14 protein-coding genes are annotated in these 16158 nt (G+C 69.7%); 3 read left to right on the forward strand and 11 right to left on the reverse strand.

The features are described 5' to 3' along the window. Window positions 1-49: 49 nt before the first annotated feature. The 6 genes from D1825_RS12920 to D1825_RS12945 all read right to left on the reverse strand — a co-directional run bounded on the left by D1825_RS12920 (window position 50) and on the right by D1825_RS12945 (window position 6987). Window positions 50-769 carry an ABC transporter ATP-binding protein gene (locus tag D1825_RS12920; RefSeq protein ID WP_118767822.1) on the reverse strand — a complete coding sequence of 240 codons (720 nt, stop codon included), beginning with the start codon at window positions 767-769 and terminating at the stop codon, window positions 50-52. Next, complete coding sequence (locus tag D1825_RS12925) at window positions 756-1751, reverse strand: ABC transporter ATP-binding protein (RefSeq protein WP_118767823.1); 996 nt, start codon at window positions 1749-1751, stop codon at window positions 756-758. Before D1825_RS12925 ends, D1825_RS12920 begins: the two co-directional genes overlap by 14 nt. Then, complete coding sequence (locus D1825_RS12930) at window positions 1748-2998, reverse strand: branched-chain amino acid ABC transporter permease (RefSeq protein WP_118767824.1); 1251 nt, start codon at window positions 2996-2998, stop codon at window positions 1748-1750. Before D1825_RS12930 ends, D1825_RS12925 begins: the two co-directional genes overlap by 4 nt. Next, window positions 2995-4032 carry a branched-chain amino acid ABC transporter permease gene (locus D1825_RS12935; RefSeq protein ID WP_118767825.1) on the reverse strand — a complete coding sequence of 346 codons (1038 nt, stop codon included), beginning with the start codon at window positions 4030-4032 and terminating at the stop codon, window positions 2995-2997. The genes D1825_RS12930 and D1825_RS12935 overlap by 4 nt, the downstream gene beginning before the upstream one ends. A gap of 76 nt (window positions 4033-4108) precedes the next feature. Continuing rightward, the gene (locus D1825_RS12940) at window positions 4109-5353 is read right to left on the reverse strand and encodes a branched-chain amino acid ABC transporter substrate-binding protein (protein ID WP_199721590.1); all 1245 of its coding nucleotides are present in this window, start codon (window positions 5351-5353) and stop codon (window positions 4109-4111) included. A gap of 281 nt (window positions 5354-5634) precedes the next feature. Further along, a complete protein-coding gene (locus tag D1825_RS12945) occupies window positions 5635-6987 on the reverse strand; it encodes an MATE family efflux transporter (protein ID WP_118767848.1) in 1353 nt (450 codons plus the stop codon). 350 nt (window positions 6988-7337) lie between these two features. Between D1825_RS12945 and dnaB the strand changes: the two genes are divergently transcribed. Next, complete coding sequence (dnaB, locus tag D1825_RS12950) at window positions 7338-9932, forward strand: replicative DNA helicase (RefSeq protein ID WP_407643331.1); 2595 nt, start codon at window positions 7338-7340, stop codon at window positions 9930-9932. Between the two features lie 65 nt (window positions 9933-9997). Here the strand turns inward: dnaB and D1825_RS12955 are convergent, their stop codons facing one another. The 4 genes from D1825_RS12955 to D1825_RS12970 form a co-directional block, all read right to left on the reverse strand. Continuing rightward, a complete protein-coding gene (locus D1825_RS12955) occupies window positions 9998-10537 on the reverse strand; it encodes a flavodoxin (RefSeq protein ID WP_233549891.1) in 540 nt (179 codons plus the stop codon). A 139-nt stretch (window positions 10538-10676) separates the two neighbouring features. Continuing rightward, a complete protein-coding gene (locus D1825_RS12960) occupies window positions 10677-10940 on the reverse strand; it encodes a DUF2255 family protein (protein WP_233549892.1) in 264 nt (87 codons plus the stop codon). Window positions 10941-11042: 102 nt separating this feature from the next. Continuing rightward, a complete protein-coding gene (locus D1825_RS12965; RefSeq protein WP_118767829.1) occupies window positions 11043-12023 on the reverse strand; it encodes an aldo/keto reductase in 981 nt (326 codons plus the stop codon). Between the two features lie 46 nt (window positions 12024-12069). After that, a complete protein-coding gene (locus D1825_RS12970; protein WP_118767850.1) occupies window positions 12070-12951 on the reverse strand; it encodes an aldo/keto reductase in 882 nt (293 codons plus the stop codon). 135 nt (window positions 12952-13086) lie between these two features. Here D1825_RS12970 and D1825_RS12975 point away from each other — a divergent pair, with 135 nt between their 5' ends. Together D1825_RS12975 and D1825_RS18775 are read left to right on the forward strand one after the other, a co-directional pair. Further along, on the forward strand, window positions 13087-13977 hold the full coding sequence (locus tag D1825_RS12975) for a helix-turn-helix transcriptional regulator (RefSeq protein ID WP_233549893.1): 891 nt from the start codon (window positions 13087-13089) through the stop codon (window positions 13975-13977). 445 nt (window positions 13978-14422) lie between these two features. Beyond that, window positions 14423-15463 (forward strand): mycothiol transferase, encoded by a 1041-nt coding sequence (locus D1825_RS18775; protein ID WP_325051490.1) that lies wholly within the window; start codon window positions 14423-14425, stop codon window positions 15461-15463. A 117-nt stretch (window positions 15464-15580) separates the two neighbouring features. Here the strand turns inward: D1825_RS18775 and D1825_RS12985 are convergent, their stop codons facing one another. Next, the gene (locus D1825_RS12985; RefSeq protein WP_233549894.1) at window positions 15581-16096 is read right to left on the reverse strand and encodes a nucleotidyltransferase domain-containing protein; all 516 of its coding nucleotides are present in this window, start codon (window positions 16094-16096) and stop codon (window positions 15581-15583) included. Window positions 16097-16158: the final 62 nt, after the last annotated feature.

Consider the following 16158-nt stretch of genomic DNA (forward strand, 5'->3'; position numbering starts at 1 on the left):
CCCCGCCCCGGAGAGATCCGGGGCGGGGCGCTTCGTCGTGCGGGACGGGTCAGGCGACGCCGAGGTAGGCCTGCTTGACCGCGGGGTCGGCGAGCAGGTCCGCCCCCCTGCCGGAGGTCGTCACCTCGCCGGTCTCCAGGATGTAGGCCCGGTCGGAGCGGGACAGCGCCTGCTGCGCGTTCTGCTCGACGAGCAGGATCGTGGTCCCCTCCTTGTTGATCTCCGTGATGATGCGGAAGATCTGCTGGATCACCAGCGGGGCCAGTCCCATCGACGGCTCGTCGAGCAGCAGGAGCCGCGGGCGGGCCATGAGCGCGCGGCCGATGGCGAGCATCTGCTGCTCACCGCCGGACAGCGTGCCGCCCACCTGCGTGCGCCGCTCGAGCAGCCGCGGGAACAGGTCGAACACCCGGTCCACGGTCGCGTCGTGCTCGGCCTTCGTCTTGAACGTGCGCGCGTAGGACCCCATCTCGAGGTTCTCGACGACGGTCATGCCCGGGAAGACGCCGCGCCCCTCGGGGGCCTGCACGATGCCCGCGATGACGCGCTCGTGCGCCTTCATCCGCGTGATGTCCTTGCCGTCGAACCAGACCGACCCGCGCGCGACCGGGCGGATGCCCGAGATCGCGCGCATGGTCGTCGTCTTGCCCGCGCCGTTCGCACCGATGAGGGTGACGAGCTCGCCGTCCTCGACGGTGAGCGAGATGCCGCGGACGGCTTCGATGCGGTCGTAGGAGACCGTCAGGTCCTTGAGCTCAAGCAGTGGCATCGTCGGGAACCCCCAGGTAGGCGGCGATGACGGCGGGGTCGGACGAGACCTCCGCCGGCAGGCCGTCGGCGATCTTGCGGCCGAACTCGAGCACGACCACGCGGTCGGTCACTCCCATGACCAGGCGCATGTCGTGCTCGATCAGCAGGACGGTGTAGCCGTCGTCGCGGATCTTGCGGATCAGGTCCATGAGCGACTGCTTCTCCGCCGGGTTGAACCCGGCGGCGGGCTCGTCGAGGCACAGCAGCTTGGGCTGCGTGGCCAGGGCCCGGGCGATCTCGAGGCGGCGCTGGTCGCCGTACGAGAGGTTGCGCGACTTCTCGGTCGCGCGGTTGCCGATCCCGACGAACTCCAGCAGGGCCATGGCCCGCTCGAGCGCGTCGCGCTCCTCGTGCCGGTGCCGCGGGCTGCGGAAGATCGCACCCGGGACCGACGTGCGGTGCCGGGCGTCCGTGCCGACGACGACGTTCTCGAGCGCCGTCATGTCGGAGAACAGGCGGATGTTCTGGAACGTGCGCGCGATGCCGAGGCGCGTGATCTGGTTCCGCTTGATCGTGCCGATCGGGTTGCCGTCGAACAGCACGGCCCCCGACGTCGGCCGGTAGATGCCCGACATCGTGTTGAAGCACGTCGTCTTGCCGGCGCCGTTCGGGCCGATCAGGCCGAGGATCTCGCCGCGGCGGATGTCGAACGTGACACCGTCGAGGGCCGTCAGGCCGCCGAACTTCACCGTGACGTCCTTCATCTGCAGGAGCGGCGCGCCGACCTCGGCGTGGATGTCCCGGTCCGAGGCGACGACCTCCGCGACGTGCGCCGCGTCGGCGAGCTCGGGGTCGACGGCGGCCAGGTCGATCTCGACGGCCTCCTCGACCCCGCCGTCGGGCAGGTACTCCTCGGGGGTCGAGCCCGCGACCATCTCGTCGGTGCCGCGGAACTCCTCGTCGTGCTCGGACCCTGCTCCCATGCCTCCGGGGCTGCTCATCGGGCACCTCCCTCGGTGTCTGCGGTGGCTGCGGGAACGGCAGCGGGCTTGCGGCTGAGCGCGAGCGCAGCCTTGCGGGTGGCGACGTAGATGGGCCGCCCGTAGGCGAGCAGCTTCTGCCGCGCCGGGAGCAGACCTTGCGGCCTGAAGATCATGAGCACGACCAGTGCGATGCCGAAGAACAGGTACTTGTAGTCGGCGATGTCGTCACCGTTGATCGGGATGCCGAGCAGCTCGGTCCGGCCCAGGAAGAAGTTGGGCAGGTACACGATGATGAACGCGCCCAGGATCACACCGAGCTTGTTGCCCTGGCCGCCCAGGACCACGGCGCACAGGAACAGCATCGAGTTGATGACGTTGAACGTGCCCGGCTGGACGAACTGGACCTGGCCCGCGTACAGCGCGCCGGACAGGCCACCGATCGAGGCGCCGATGATGAACGCCCAGAGCTTGAACTTGAACGTCGGCACGCCCATGATCTCGGCCGCGTCCTCGTCCTCGCGGATGGCGACCCATGCGCGGCCGACGCGGGACCGCTCGAGGTTCCCGACGATCAGCAGGACGATGATGATGAGGACGATGCTCAGCCAGAACCACCAGGTCCCGGAGTTGAGCGGCGAGTCGGTGTTGCCGGCCGAGAAGACGCCGGTCGGCTTGGTCTCGGGGTCGACGCCGACGATCGGGTACGCGACCTGGGTCAGGCCCTGGCCGCCGCGCGTGATATTCGTGAGGTTGTCGGCCAGCAGGCGGACGATCTCGCCGAACCCGAGCGTGACGATTGCGAGGTAGTCGCCGCGCAGCCGCAGCGTGGGTGTGCCGAGGATCAGACCGGCGATCGCGGTGATGGCGATCGCGATCGGTAGCGCGAACAGCCAGGCCCAGTCCTGCGAGAGCCAGTCGTCGGTGAGGTTCCACGGGCTGACGGGGCTGGTCAGGAGCGCGACCGTGTAGGCGCCGATGGCGTAGAAGCCGACGTAGCCGAGGTCGAGCAGACCGGTCTGGCCGACGACGACGTTGAGGCCGATCGCGAGCAGCGCGTACATGCCGAACTGCGCCAGCACGCTGCCGAAGTCGGTGCCGACCGTGGTCAGCAGCGGCGGCCGGATGACCGGCAGCAGCGCGATCAGCACGATGAACGGGACGCCGACGAGCCACTGCGTGGGGCGCGCGAGCGCGTCCCACCACAGGCGGAGCTTGTCGCCGACGCCCAGCTTGAGGACGGTGGGGGCGGTGGTCTCGGTGCTCATGCTCGTGCCCTCCCGAGGGACTCGCCCAGGATGCCGGTCGGACGGATCATCAGCACCAGGATCAGCACGACGAACGCGACGACGTCACGCCACTCGGTGCCGAACAGCGCCTGGCCGTACAGCTCCATCACGCCGAGCAGGAGGCCACCGAGCAGCGCACCGCGCAGGTTCCCGATGCCACCGAGCACCGCGGCGCTGAACGCCTTGATGCCGAGGATGAATCCGCCGGAGTAGATGATGCCGCTGGGGACGCGCAGCGTGTAGAGCATCGCGGCCGCACCGGCGAGGAGACCGCCGATGAGGAAGGTCAGCATGATCACGCGCTCCCGCGAGACGCCCATGAGCGTCGCGGTCACGGGGTCCTGCGCGACGGCGCGGATGCCGCGGCCGAACTTCGTCAGCGAGACGAACCGCTCGGTCGCCACCGCGAGGAGGATCGCGGCCAGCACGATGACGATCTCGACGTTCGTGACCTCGGCGCCGAAGATGTTGAACTGCACGGAGGGGACGACGAGCCGGATCGGCTGCTGCGCGTTCACGCCGCCGAGCTTCTCCCCGGTCAGCTTCGGCAGGATGAAGTGGACGAACTCCTGGATCACGAACGATGCGCCGATGGCCGTGATGAGGAAGACGAGAGAGGGTGCCCCGCGTTTGCGCAGCGGTCTGTACGCGACCCGTTCGAGTCCGACGGCGGCGCCGCCCGAGACGATCATGCCGCCGATCATGGCGAGCAGCAGGTACACGACGGTCAGGACCGTCCCCTGGGTGTACGCATCCCCGCGTGGCGTGAAGCCCAGCAGCATGAGGACCGCGTACTGCCCGAACATGCCGAGCATGAAGATCTCGGAGTGGGCGAAGTTGATGAGCCGCAGCACGCCGTAGACCAGCGTGTAACCGACGGCGACCAGGGCGTAGATGGACCCGTAGGTGAGTCCGTCGATGGTCAGTGCCCAGAAGTTGTCGACGAGAGACTGGACGTTGAAGTCGATCACCCCGTCGGCGAGGACTTGGCCGGCCGACATGACGGCGCTCATGGTGCTCCTAGGTGGGTGGGAGGGGCAGTGCAGCACGGCGGCCGGGCCCCGAAGGAACCCGGCCGCCGTGTCGTCGTCACTTGACCTGGTAGATCCAGATCAGGGCGGAGGCGAGCTCGCCCGTGGACTCCCACTTGTAGTGGCGGGCCAGGCCGTCACCGTCGTAGTTCTTGACGAAGTCGACCAGGCCGGCGCGGTCCGTGATGCCGGAGTCGATGCCCTTGAGCATGATCGTCGCGAGGTCGTAGGCCTCGACCGAGTACACGCCGGAGTCGACGTTGAACTTGGCCTTGTAGTCGGCCGCGAACTTCTCGGGCGCCGGGCCGCAGGGGCAGCTCAGGTAGGCGTCCTTGGCAGCCGAACCGGCCTGCTTGACGAACTGCGGGTCGTTCGTGCCGTCGGCCGAGACGAAGGCCGCGGTCACGCCGGCCTCCTTGAGCTGGGCCGCGAACGGCGCGCCCTCGGCGTAGTAACCGGCGTAGAAGACGGCGTCGGCCGACGCGCCCTTGATGATCTGGACGGTGGCGGAGAAGTCCTTGTCACCGGTCTTGACCTTCGCGGCGCACGAGGCGTCCGCAGCGGCGCCCAGGCCGGAGGTGATCTCCTTGGCCAGGCCGATGCCGTAGTCGGAGTCGTCCTGGACGACGCAGACCTTGGCGAACTTGAGGGTGTTGACGAGGTACGCGGCGACCGACGGCCCCTGCACGGCGTCGTTGGCGAGGCCCCGGTAGAAGTTCGTCCAGCCGTTCTTGACCAGGTCGGGGTTCGTGGCGGACGCCGTCAGGGAAAGCAGGTTCGCCTGCGAGAAGACGGGGCCGACGGCCGCGGTCTCACCGGAGAACGCCGGGCCGAGCAGGCCGATGACCGACTTGTCGCCGACGATCGACGGCGCGACCTGGGTGGCCTTCTGCGGGTCACCCTCGGTGTCGAACTCCTTGACCGTCACCTGGCAGTCGGCGTTCGCGGCGTTGTGCGCGTCCACGGCCAGCTTGGCGCCGTTGAGGATGTTGATGCCGAGGGCCGCGTTCGGGCCCGTCAGCGCACCGGCCATGGCGATCGAGACACCGTCGCACTTGGCCTTGCCGTCGCCGGCCGGGTCGGCGGCGTTGGAGGTGTCCGCAGCGGCGACCTCCTTGCCGTCCTTGTCGATCTGCACGAGCGGCTGGATGGTGAGGTCACCGGATGCCGCAGCGGACTCGGACGAGCCGGGCGTCGACGAGGGCGTGTCGCCCGAGTCGTCCTTGGACGAACAACCGGCCAGCAACAGGCCGGCGACGAGCACCAGAGCGGTGCCCGCCATCTTGGGGGTGGAACTGCGCATGAGCTGCTACCTCCGTGGAATGAGCACGGTCGTCGTTGCCGACGTCCGTGTCCCGGCCGCGTGCGTGCCAGGGCTGGTCGCACCGTAGAGCGACAGAGTTACCGGTGAGTTTCGTTTCGCGCAAGGTTCGTGACGATTGAGCATCGACCACATCACGGAAGCGTCACGGCCACCAGGTGGACGGGACGGTCTCATGAGACCTGGCTGCGCTGCCATGTGCGTACTCTGCAGGCCCGCGGGGCTGTGCGTGCGCTGTGCGCCGCGACACGCCGTTCCCGCGGTCACCTCGCCGTGGCCCCGGTGACCATCCAGGCACCGCCGCGCGCCCGCCATCCCGTGGTGGCGGCCCGCGCCGCCATGAACACCCCGGCGAACGCGACCCACAGCCACACCAGCCCGGCGGTCCCGTCCGGCGCCCACGCGCGCACGGCCAGGGCCGCGGGCAGGTAGACGACGAACGTCAGCACCCCGGCCCACGCGAGGAAGCGACCGTCCCCGGCGCCGATGAGCACACCGTCCAGCACGAACACCCACCCGGCCATCGGCATCGTCACCGCCGCGACGACCAGGGCCGCGATCGCGGCTGCCCGGACGTCGTCGTCGGGCGAGAAGAGACGGACGTACGCCCAGGCCGTGCCGCCGACGACGAGCCCGAGCACCGCCCCACCTGCGACGCCCCACTGCAGGGTGCGGCGGAGCACGGCGCGCGTGCGCGCGACGTCACTCGAGCCCAGGGCGTGCCCGACGAGGGCCTGGGCGGCGATCGCCAGGGCGTCGAGCGCGAAGGCCGCAAGCCCCCAGACCGCGTTGACGACCTGGTGCCCGGCCAGCGTGACCGCACCGAGCCCGGTCGCGACCCACACGGTCACCAGGATCGCGGCGCGCAGGCTCAGCGCTCGCACGAGCAGCGGCCCGCCGGCCCGCGCGTTCGCGGCGATCCCGCCGGCGTGGGGTGTCAGCCGCGCACCGGCGGCGCGTGCACCGCGGGCGACGACGACGGCGAGCACCGCCGCCATCGCGAGCTGCGTCGCGGCCGTGCCGGCCCCGGAGCCCGCGATGCCGAGGTGCAGCCCGTAGACGAGCGCGACGTTGAGCAGCGCGTTGACCACGGCGCCAGCCGCAGCGACGCCGAGCGGCGTGCGGGTGTCCTGCATGCCGCGCAACGCGCCGGTGGCGGCGAGGACGACGAGCATGCCCGGCAGCCCGGGCGCGGACCAGTGCAGGTAGATGACGGCCTGCCGCGCGACCTCGTCGTGCGCCCCGAGCGCGCCGACGAGCCACCCGGCCCCCACCCACAGCGCGACGGCGAGGATCACGCCGACGCCGAGCGCGAGCCACATCCCGTCGACCCCCATCTGCATCGCGCCCGCGCGGTCCCCCGCCCCCAGTCGTCGGGAGACCGCCGCGGTGGTCGCGTAGGCGAGGAAGACGCACAGTCCGACGGCTGTGACGAGGATGGTCGAGGCGAGCGCGAGACCCGCCAGGGGCGCCGTTCCGAGGTGCCCGACGACGGCCGAGTCGACCAGGACGAACAGCGGCTCGGCGACGAGAGCACCGAGCGCCGGCACCGCGAGGGCGAGGATCTGGCGGTCGACGGCGCTCGAGCGCCCGCGCGGGTGTCCATCAGATGAAATGGGGCCGAACTCTCCAGTGGATCCACACCCGGTGCACGACGAACGCACGGGTGGCGGGCCGTTTCCTCGGTTGCCGCGCCCACCAGTATCCACACCGCTGTCCACGGTCTGTGGACAGAACCGGACATCGTCCACAGTGGCGCGCACATCGTGTCCCCCGGTTGTCCACAGGGTTGCGGGGTGCTTTCCCCAGGCTGGGCCGCCTCTTGCACAGGCCCCTGAGGCCGTTTGGTCAGGGGCCCCGGGGCGCCTAACGTCGCGTCCGCGAGGCGCCGCCCTGTGTGCGGCGAGCTGGGGAATGTCAGACCCTCTCGAGAACATGTGTTCGAACGGCGACGATAGGGGCCCTGGTGACGATCGAAGATCTCGAGTACGGCATGCCTGCCGAGGCGAGCCGCGGTGGTGGCGGGTTCGACCGCACCCCGCCGCAGGACCTCGACGCGGAGCGCTCGGTGCTCGGCGGCATGATGATCTCGAAGGACGCGATCGCCGACGTCATCGAGCAGCTGCGTGGCACCGACTTCTACCGCCCGGCGCACGAGGTCGTGTACGACGCGATCCTCGACCTGTACGGCCGCGGCGAGCCGGCCGACGCAATCACGGTCGCGGACGAGCTGACCAAGCGCGGCGAGATCGGCCGCATCGGCGGCGCGCCCTACCTGCACACCCTCATCTCGTCGGTCCCCACCGCCGCCAACGCGGGCTACTACGCGCGGATCGTGCGCGAGCGCTCCATCCTGCGCAAGCTCGTCGAGGCCGGCACCCGCATCGTCCAGCTCGGCTACGGCACCGACGGCGGCGACGTCGACGAGCTGGTCAACAACGCGCAGGCCGAGGTCTACGCGGTGACCGAGCGCCGGTCCTCCGAGGACTACCTGGTGCTCGGCGACATCATCGGTGGCGCGGTCGACGAGATCGAGGCGGCCGGGCACCGCGGCGAGGGCATGGTGGGCGTGCCGACCGGGTTCTCGGACCTGGACCGGCTGACGAACGGGCTGCACCCGGGGCAGATGATCGTCCTGGCTGCGCGTCCGGCCATCGGGAAGGCCCTGGCGCTCGACACCCCGCTCGCGACCCCGACGGGTTGGACGACGATGGGCGAGGTGCAGGTCGGCGACCAGCTGCTGGCCGCGGACGGAACGCCGACGACGGTGGTAGCGGCGACCCCCGTGCTCACCGGGCGCCCCACCTACCGCGTGACGTTCGACGACGGCACGCAGATCGTCGCCGATGCGCTGCACCAGTGGGCGACCAGCACGCGTGCCGAGCGCCGACTGCGTGCCGGGGACTCCGCGATCCGCACCACCGAGGAGATCGCGGCGACCGTGCGTTGCGCGACCGCGGATGCACGGGCGAACCACTCCGTCGCGACCGCGAGGCCGCTGCGCCTGCCTGAGGCCGACCTGCCGATCGACGCGTACGCCCTCGGCGTCTGGCTCGGCGACGGCCACTCCGCCTCCGCGCGCTTCACGAGCGCGGACCCGGAGATCGCGATGCTGATCGAGGACCGCGGCCTGGTCGCGCGCGACATGAGCCACGACGCCGTCGGTGCCGCGCGGCTCTACCAGCTGCAGCTCCCGGCAGCCGAGGCTGCTGACCGGGCGTGCGAGGTGTGCGGGATGACGTTCACGCCCAAGCGCTCGCAGGTGCGCACCTGCGGCCGGTCGTGCGGCGGCAAGGTCAAGGCGCTGTCCGCGCCGGTTGCCGCGCCGACCTGCCCGGACTGCGGGGTCGTCACGTCCGGGTTGCTGCGCTGCCAGGCGTGCCACGACGCGAACGGCTCTGTCCACGGCCGCCTGCGGACTCTCGGCGTGCTCAACGACAAGCACGTTCCGGTTTCGTACCTGCGCGCGAGCGAGCAGCAGCGCCGCGACCTGCTCGCCGGCCTGCTCGACACCGACGGCACGGTCAACCCGACGGGCAGCGTGCAGATCGCCCTCACCAACCACCGGCTCGCGCAGGACGTCCGCGAGCTCGTCCACTCGCTCGGCTACCGCACGGGGTGGTCCACGAAGCGGGTCCAGGGTCGCTCCGAGGCGTCGTCGACCGCCTACACGTTGACCTTCACGACCGACGACACGGTCTTCGCGCTCGAGCGCAAGAACCTCGTCCACAAGGAGCGGCGTCGCCCGTCGACGCCTCGCCTGACGCAGCGCCTGATCGTGTCCGTCGAGCCCATCGAGTCCGTGCCCGTGCGGTGCGTCGAGATCTCGCACGCGTCGCACCTCTACCTCGCCGGCCGCTCCATGGTGCCGACGCACAACTCGACGATGGGCATCGACATCGCCCGGTCGGCGTCGATCAAGCACGGTCTGACGTCCGTCGTCTTCTCGCTCGAGATGAGCCGCAACGAGATCGCGATGCGTCTGCTCTCGGCCGAGGCGCGCGTGCACCTGCAGAAGCTGCGCAACGGCCAGATGGGCGAGGACGACTGGGCCAAGATCGCCACCACGATGGGCAAGATCTCCGAGGCGCCGCTGTTCATCGACGACTCGCCGAACATGTCGCTGATGGAGATCCGCGCCAAGTGCCGCCGCCTCAAGCAGCGTCACGACCTCAAGCTCGTGGTCATCGACTACCTCCAGCTGATGACGTCCGGCAAGCGCGTCGAGTCCCGCCAGCAAGAGGTCTCGGAGTTCTCCCGTGCCCTCAAGCTGCTGGCGAAGGAGCTCGAGGTGCCGGTCATCGCGATCTCGCAGCTGAACCGTGGCGCCGAGCAGCGCACGGACAAGCGGCCGCAGATGAGCGACCTGCGCGAGTCGGGCTCGATCGAGCAGGACGCCGACATCGTGATCCTGCTGCACCGCGAGGACGCGTACGAGAAGGAGTCGCCTCGGGCCGGGGAGGCTGACGTGATCGTGGCCAAGCACCGAAACGGACCGACGGACACCCTGGTCGTGGCATTCCAGGGGCACTACTCGCGGTTCGTGGACATGCAGGCCTGACGTTTTTGGAAATTGGTGACCGTGATTTTGGGTACGGCATTGAGCAGGTGCGGGGGCCGGGAATCTCAGACCAGCTCGACGCTCGAGAGCCATCGGTCGAGCTCTGGGCCAGCGTCGTCGACGTCCTCGCCGCGCACCGCGAGACCCTCGCCGATCGTCGCGTCGGGCGCGAGGTCCGAGTAGACCTCGACCGACCGGCCGAGGCCGCTCATCGCGTGCGTGGTGACAGGGAGCACCGTCGTGTCGCCGAGCGGGACCGACTCGGCGAACGTGGACATGATCATCGGCGGACGGACGTTCCAGATCGGGCTGGCCAGAATCACGACGTCGTAGGTCGAGATGTTGGGCAGTTCGCCGGCGATGCCGGGTCGGGCGTTGGTGTCTTGCTCGCGCACGTTGCGCGCGACGGTGTCGTCGTAGTCGTCCGAGTACGGGTCGCTGGCTTCGATGCGGTAGACGTCACAGCCGGTCCGCCCAGCGATCATCGTTGCGAGCCGTTCGGTGTTGCCGACCTCGAGGTCGCGGCGACCGCCCTCCCAGTAGTTCTCGCCGGCACGGGAGAAGTAGACGAGCAAGACCTGCGGCCTTGGTGTGCTGGTGCCCATGTCGGTCGGCTCCGTCCTGGGGGCGGGAGTGGGTGGCTCGGAGGTCTGCGGCTCGACGCAGGATCCCAACGCGGCCGCGGCCCCAACCGCGACCGCGAGGTGCAAGACGTCGCGACGAGTGAAGCGAGCGGCCGTCATGTCAGCTCGGCAGGACGCGCACGGTCGTCTCGAGGACGTCCGGTCCGCTGACCGCCCCGACTTGCCCGGTCCCGTAGCGGTCGTACTTGGCGTGATAGGCCGCGTCGCCGGCCTTGCGGACGCTCGGGTCGGCCAGTTCGAACGTCACGCCCTGCGTCACGCCGCCTGCCCGGATCCGTCCGGCTCCGGCCGCCAGGGCGCGCCGGAACCAGCCGTTGTGTGGGCCTCGGGCGGAGCGGATGTAGATGGATCCGGGCCAGCTCATCTTCGGTCCAGAGCATCGTGGTTCCTCCTGCATCGGCGGAGGTCTGGCCGTCGGTGTTCTGGGGCGGCGGCCAGACCTCGCGCGAGCGCGACTTCTTGGTGGTTAGAAGAAGGTGGGCTCTCGCGGTGTGTACGGGCCCTCCAGTGCGGCGACCTCCTCGTCACTGAGTGTGAGCTCGAGCGCCGCGGCCGCGTCGGTGAGGTGCTTGGCCCTGGTCGCCCCGATGATCGGGGAGTCGACGACCGGGTTCCTGAGAACCCAGGCCAGCGCGACGGTCGCCATGGCAACCCCTCGCTCGGTGGCGATGCGCTCGACGGCGTCGACGATCGCCTTGTCTGACTCGAGGAACAGCGGTCGGCCGAACTGGTCGTGCCCGGGGGTCGAGGCAGCCCGGGTGCTGCTCTTGTCACCCCAGGGACGGGCGACGATGCCGCCGCCCAGCGGACTCCAGACCATGTTGCCCACGCCCTGGTCGGCGAGCAGGCCGTGCATCTCGCGCTCTTCCTCCCGCTGGACCAGGTTGTACTGGTCCTGCATCGAGACGAACGGGGTCCAGCCGTGCGACGCGGCGGCGTGCTGCATCTTGGCGAACTGCCATGCCCACATCGACGAGGCGCCGAGGTAGCGAACCTTGCCGGCCTTGACCACGTCGTGCAGGGCTTCCATCGTCTCCTCGACCGGGGTCTCGGGGTCGAAGCGGTGGATCTGCATGAGGTCGACGTAGTCGGTGCCCAGACGTGCCAGTGACCCGTCGACCTGCTCGAGTATCGCCTTGCGGCTCAGGCCGCCACCGCCGGGACCCTGGTGCATCGGCCAGTAGATCTTGGTCGCCAAGACCGTCTGGTCGCGGGTGCTGTACTTGCGCATCGCGCGCCCGACGATCTCCTCCGAGGAGCCGCCGCCGTAGACATTCGCGGTGTCCCAGAACGTGATGCCGAGCTCGACGGCCTGCTGGAACAGCTGGCCGGCGGCCTCGTCGTCGAGCGCCCAGTCCTGGAACTGGTTGGGGGTGCCGAAGCTCATGCAGCCCAGGGCGAGGCGGCTGACCTTGAGCCCGGACGTGCCCAGGCGGGTGAACTCCATGGTGGTGGTTCCTTACTGAGGGTTGATGTGGCTGAGGGGCGAGTGGTCACGCTTCGGGGATCGGGAAGGCGTGGTCCGTGAGGTTGATGGCGTCGGCCTCCGGGCCGCCGCGTACGCCGGTCTCGAGGGCGTCGATCGCGGCGAGCTGCTCGGTGGAGAGCTCGAAGTCGAAGACGTCGAAGTTCTCGGCGATGCGGGCGGCCTTGATCGACTTCGGCACGGCGGAGCGGCGCTGCTGCAGGTGCCAGCGGAGCATGACCTGCGCGGCGGTCTTGCCGTGCTGGGCGGCGATCTCCTGCAGGGTTGCGTCGTCGAAGGTGCTCTTCGCGGCGTCGCGGTAGGAGGTGATGCCTCCGATCGGGGACCACGCCTGGTTCAAGATCCCGTGCTTCGCATCGAGGGCCTGGAGCTGGCTCTGCTGGAAGTAGGGGTGCAGCTCGATCTGGTTGACGGCCGGGACGACCGTCGTGGCGGCCAGCAGGCGCTCGACGTGCTCGGGCATGAAGTTGCTGACGCCGATCGCGCGGACCAAGCCGTCGGCCAGCAGCTGCTCGAGGGCGCGGTAGGCGTCGATCGTCCGGTCGAACGCCGAGGGCAGCGCCTGGTGCAGCAGCAGGAGGTCGATGTAGTCCACGCCGAGCTTCCCAGCACCCTTGTCGAACGCGTGCAGGGTGGCGTCGAAGCCGTAGTCGCTGATCCAGATCTTGGTCTCGATGAAGACCTCGTCACGGGCGATCCCGGAGTTGCGCACGGCCTCGCCGACCTGCGTCTCGTTGCCGTACGCGGCCGCGGTGTCGACGAGGCGGTAGCCCGTGCGCAGCGCCTCCTCGACGGCAACGACAGTGTCCTCGGGCGGGGTCTGGAAGACGCCGAGTCCGATCGCCGGGATCTCGATCCCGTTGTTCAAGGTGATGGTCGAAGTGCTCATGACGACCACGCTAGGTCGGAGGTGGGCCGGGGTGAGAGTCACTGTCATTGACCCCCAGGCAGCAGGCGGCGGCCGGGGCTGGGGGTGCACAGCAGTGACTCCCAGGGCGCGCACCGGGGCGTCTAGCGTCGGGGTATGGCCACCTACCGCGAAGACGTGCAGCAGTTCCTCACCGCGCTGCGAGCACGCATCACCCCGGAGAAAGCCGGGCTGACCGTCTTCGGCGGCGAGCGCCGTGTGCCCGGGCTCCGGCGCGAGGAAGTCGCGCAGCTGGCCGGCGTCAGCACCGCGTACTACACGCGCATGGAACGCGGCGACCTCAGCGGTGTCTCCGAGAGCGTGCTGCACGCCCTGGTCCGCGCACTGGACCTCAACGAGGCCGAGACCGCGCACCTGCTCGACCTTGCCCGCGCCGCCACCGGGCCACGCCGCGCTCCCCGCACCAAGCCCGAACCGCGCGTCTCACCCCGCGTCGCGCAGCTGATCGACACCATGGGCGACGTCCCCGTGATCGCGATGACGCGGCTCGGCGATCCGGTCGGATCCAACGCGCTGGGCCGCGCCCTGTTTCCCGACCTCTTCCCAGCCGGGAAGGCGCCGCTGAACAGCGCCCGCTACCTGTTTCTCGACGAACGCTCCAAGGCCTTCTATCCCGACTGGGAGACCAGCGCCCGCGAGGCCGTCTCCGCGATGCGACTGTTCGCCGGCCACGACCCCGGCGACCGCGCCCTCATGGCCCTCGTCGGCGAGCTCGCCACCCGCAGCACCGAGTTCCGCACCTGGTGGGGCGGACACACCGTCCGAACCCACACGTCCGGCACCAAGAAGATCCACCACCCCGTCGTCGGCGAGATGGCCCTGATGTTCGAGACGTTGATCGTCGCGTCCGCACCAGGAGTGACCCTCGCCTCCTACCTCACCGAGCCCGCCACGGCGTCCGCCGACGCCATGAACCTGCTGCGCATCTGGACCGCCGACCAGGCGCCGTCCGACCACCCCGCGCACGCACGGCCGGCACCCCACTGATCGCGAGGGCGTGTCCCGTGGACACCGCAGACAAGCAGCCAACGACCAGGGCTGCCAACCCTCGCGATCGACCTCACCCAGGCGGCTGACCCGCACATTGACCGGGTCCGGCCGCAGCCGCCGGCCCGGTCGAGGTGCGCCGCTCAACGGCGGTCAATCTGTCCTGCATCTCGACAGATGTCGACCAGGTGGTGTCGAGATGCAGGGCCCTTTGCGCTGAGCGTGCGTCCTAGTTCAACTACCCGAGATGTCCGATTCTGCGGCGGGGTGCTCCGCCGCGGCAGCGAGCCCGAGGTCGCAGTTCCCTAGTCGCAGCACGACATCGCGGTGCTTCGGCAAGGTGGTCGGATTCGGGCCTCTCCCCTTTGACTACGAGACTTGTCCTCGCGTGAAGCCCCTGGCGGCGGCACCAGCCGCCAACGGGGGAGCGTCTTGGGGTGCCCCAGTGATCGAGCGCACCGAGCCACCCCAGTCCGCCGACGAGATCGCCACCTTGCGCGGCTTCCTGAAGTACCACCGCCAGACGTTGCTGTTCAAGGCCGACGGTCTCAACGCCGACCAGCTGAACCGAACGCACCCCCCGTCGACGATGACCCTCGGCGGCATGCTCAAGCACCTGGCCTACGTCGAGCACCACTGGTTCGCCGCGGTTCTGCTCGGCCGCGGACCAGCTGAGCCGCTGGCGTCCGTCGACTGGGACGCCGACCCGGACTGGGAGTGGCGCACCGCCGTGTCCGACGCCCCCGAGCAGCGCCGTCCGCTGCTCCTGGACGCGATCGCTCACTCGGACGCCATCATGGAGGAAGTCGACGCCGACCTGGACCGGCTCTCCATCCGCGCTAGTCGCCACACAGGTGAGCACTTCAGCCTGCGCTGGATCCTGATCCACATGATCGAGGAGTACGCACGCCACAACGGACACGCCGACCTGCTCCGTGAGGCGATCGACGGCGTCACCCAGCCCACTCTGTTCTTGATGGTGGGTCTGCCCGGAACGGGGAAGACCACCGAAGCGCGGCGCATCGAGCTCGAGCAGAACGCCCTCCGCCTGACCAAAGACGAGTGGGTCAAAGCGCTCTACGGCCCGACGAACCCGTCGGCTGCGACGGACGTGATCGAAGGGCGGCTGATCGCAGTCGCGCTCAGAGCCCTCGAGCTCGGTGTCGACGTCGTCGTCGACTTCGGTTTGTGGAGCCGAGACGAACGGTCGGCGCTCCGGCAAGCAGCGACAGCCACCGGCGCGAATGCAGAGGTTCGCTACCTCGCGCTCACGCCGGCCGAGCAGCGCCGACGACTCAACCGGCGACAGGCGGAAGAACCGCACACGACCTGGCACATGTCCGACGAAGAACTCACCACCTGGGCATCCCTGATCGAGGTCCCGACCCCGGGCGAGCTGGACGGCAGTGAACCGGTGGGCGACCCGCCGTCGCCTCATGCCACCTGGGCTGAGTGGCGCCTGAAGCGCTGGCCCGCAGGACGTTGACTCGGGGGCCGCCCGTCGGGCAATCGGTCGCGGGATACTTCAAGTACGACTGGCAGGCAGCCGCGCCGCAGCATGGGCGGGCCTACTCCAACCTGGACGGGACCTCGATGTTCGGGCTCAGTTGGTAGCGGTCGGGGCAGAGCGGCTGGCCAGGGCGCGGAGCAGCACCAGGTCGGCGCGGTCGATGTCGCGTAGCTCGTAGCCGCCATGGAAGAGGAGCTGCTGCCCGACGGACAGGCAACCGACCAGACGCCCGCCGATGGTCCCGGTGGTGAAGCAGCTGGCGGGGTAGGTGAAGGGCGTGCCGTCGAGTCCGGCCTGATGACCGTTCCCGGCCTCGTCGAAGTTCAGCGGATGGAGGTCGACGCGTCCCCGGTCGGCGGCCACGACCTCGACCCGCACGGGACGCCAGTCCGTCTCGATGTGGTAGCCGAGGTCGTTGAGGACTTGGAGTGCTGAGCCCTCGTCCTCGGCTGTGATGGCCAGGTCGAGGTCACGGTGGGGACGACTTTGGGTGCCGGCGAGGGCGTCGACGCCCCACCCGCCGCTGATCCACGCTCGGCATCGCCTTGCAGCGAGGGCGTCGAGTACTGCGTGCACCTCTGTTGGTGTCATATCCGGAGCGGTGACCACGGGATCGTTTGTACGCGGCTGCGCGCGCTGCTGCCAACGAGAATCGACGCGAGAACACCAGG

This window comes from Cellulomonas rhizosphaerae (genome assembly GCF_003470205.1).
GTDB classification, from domain to species: domain Bacteria; phylum Actinomycetota; class Actinomycetes; order Actinomycetales; family Cellulomonadaceae; genus Cellulomonas; species Cellulomonas rhizosphaerae.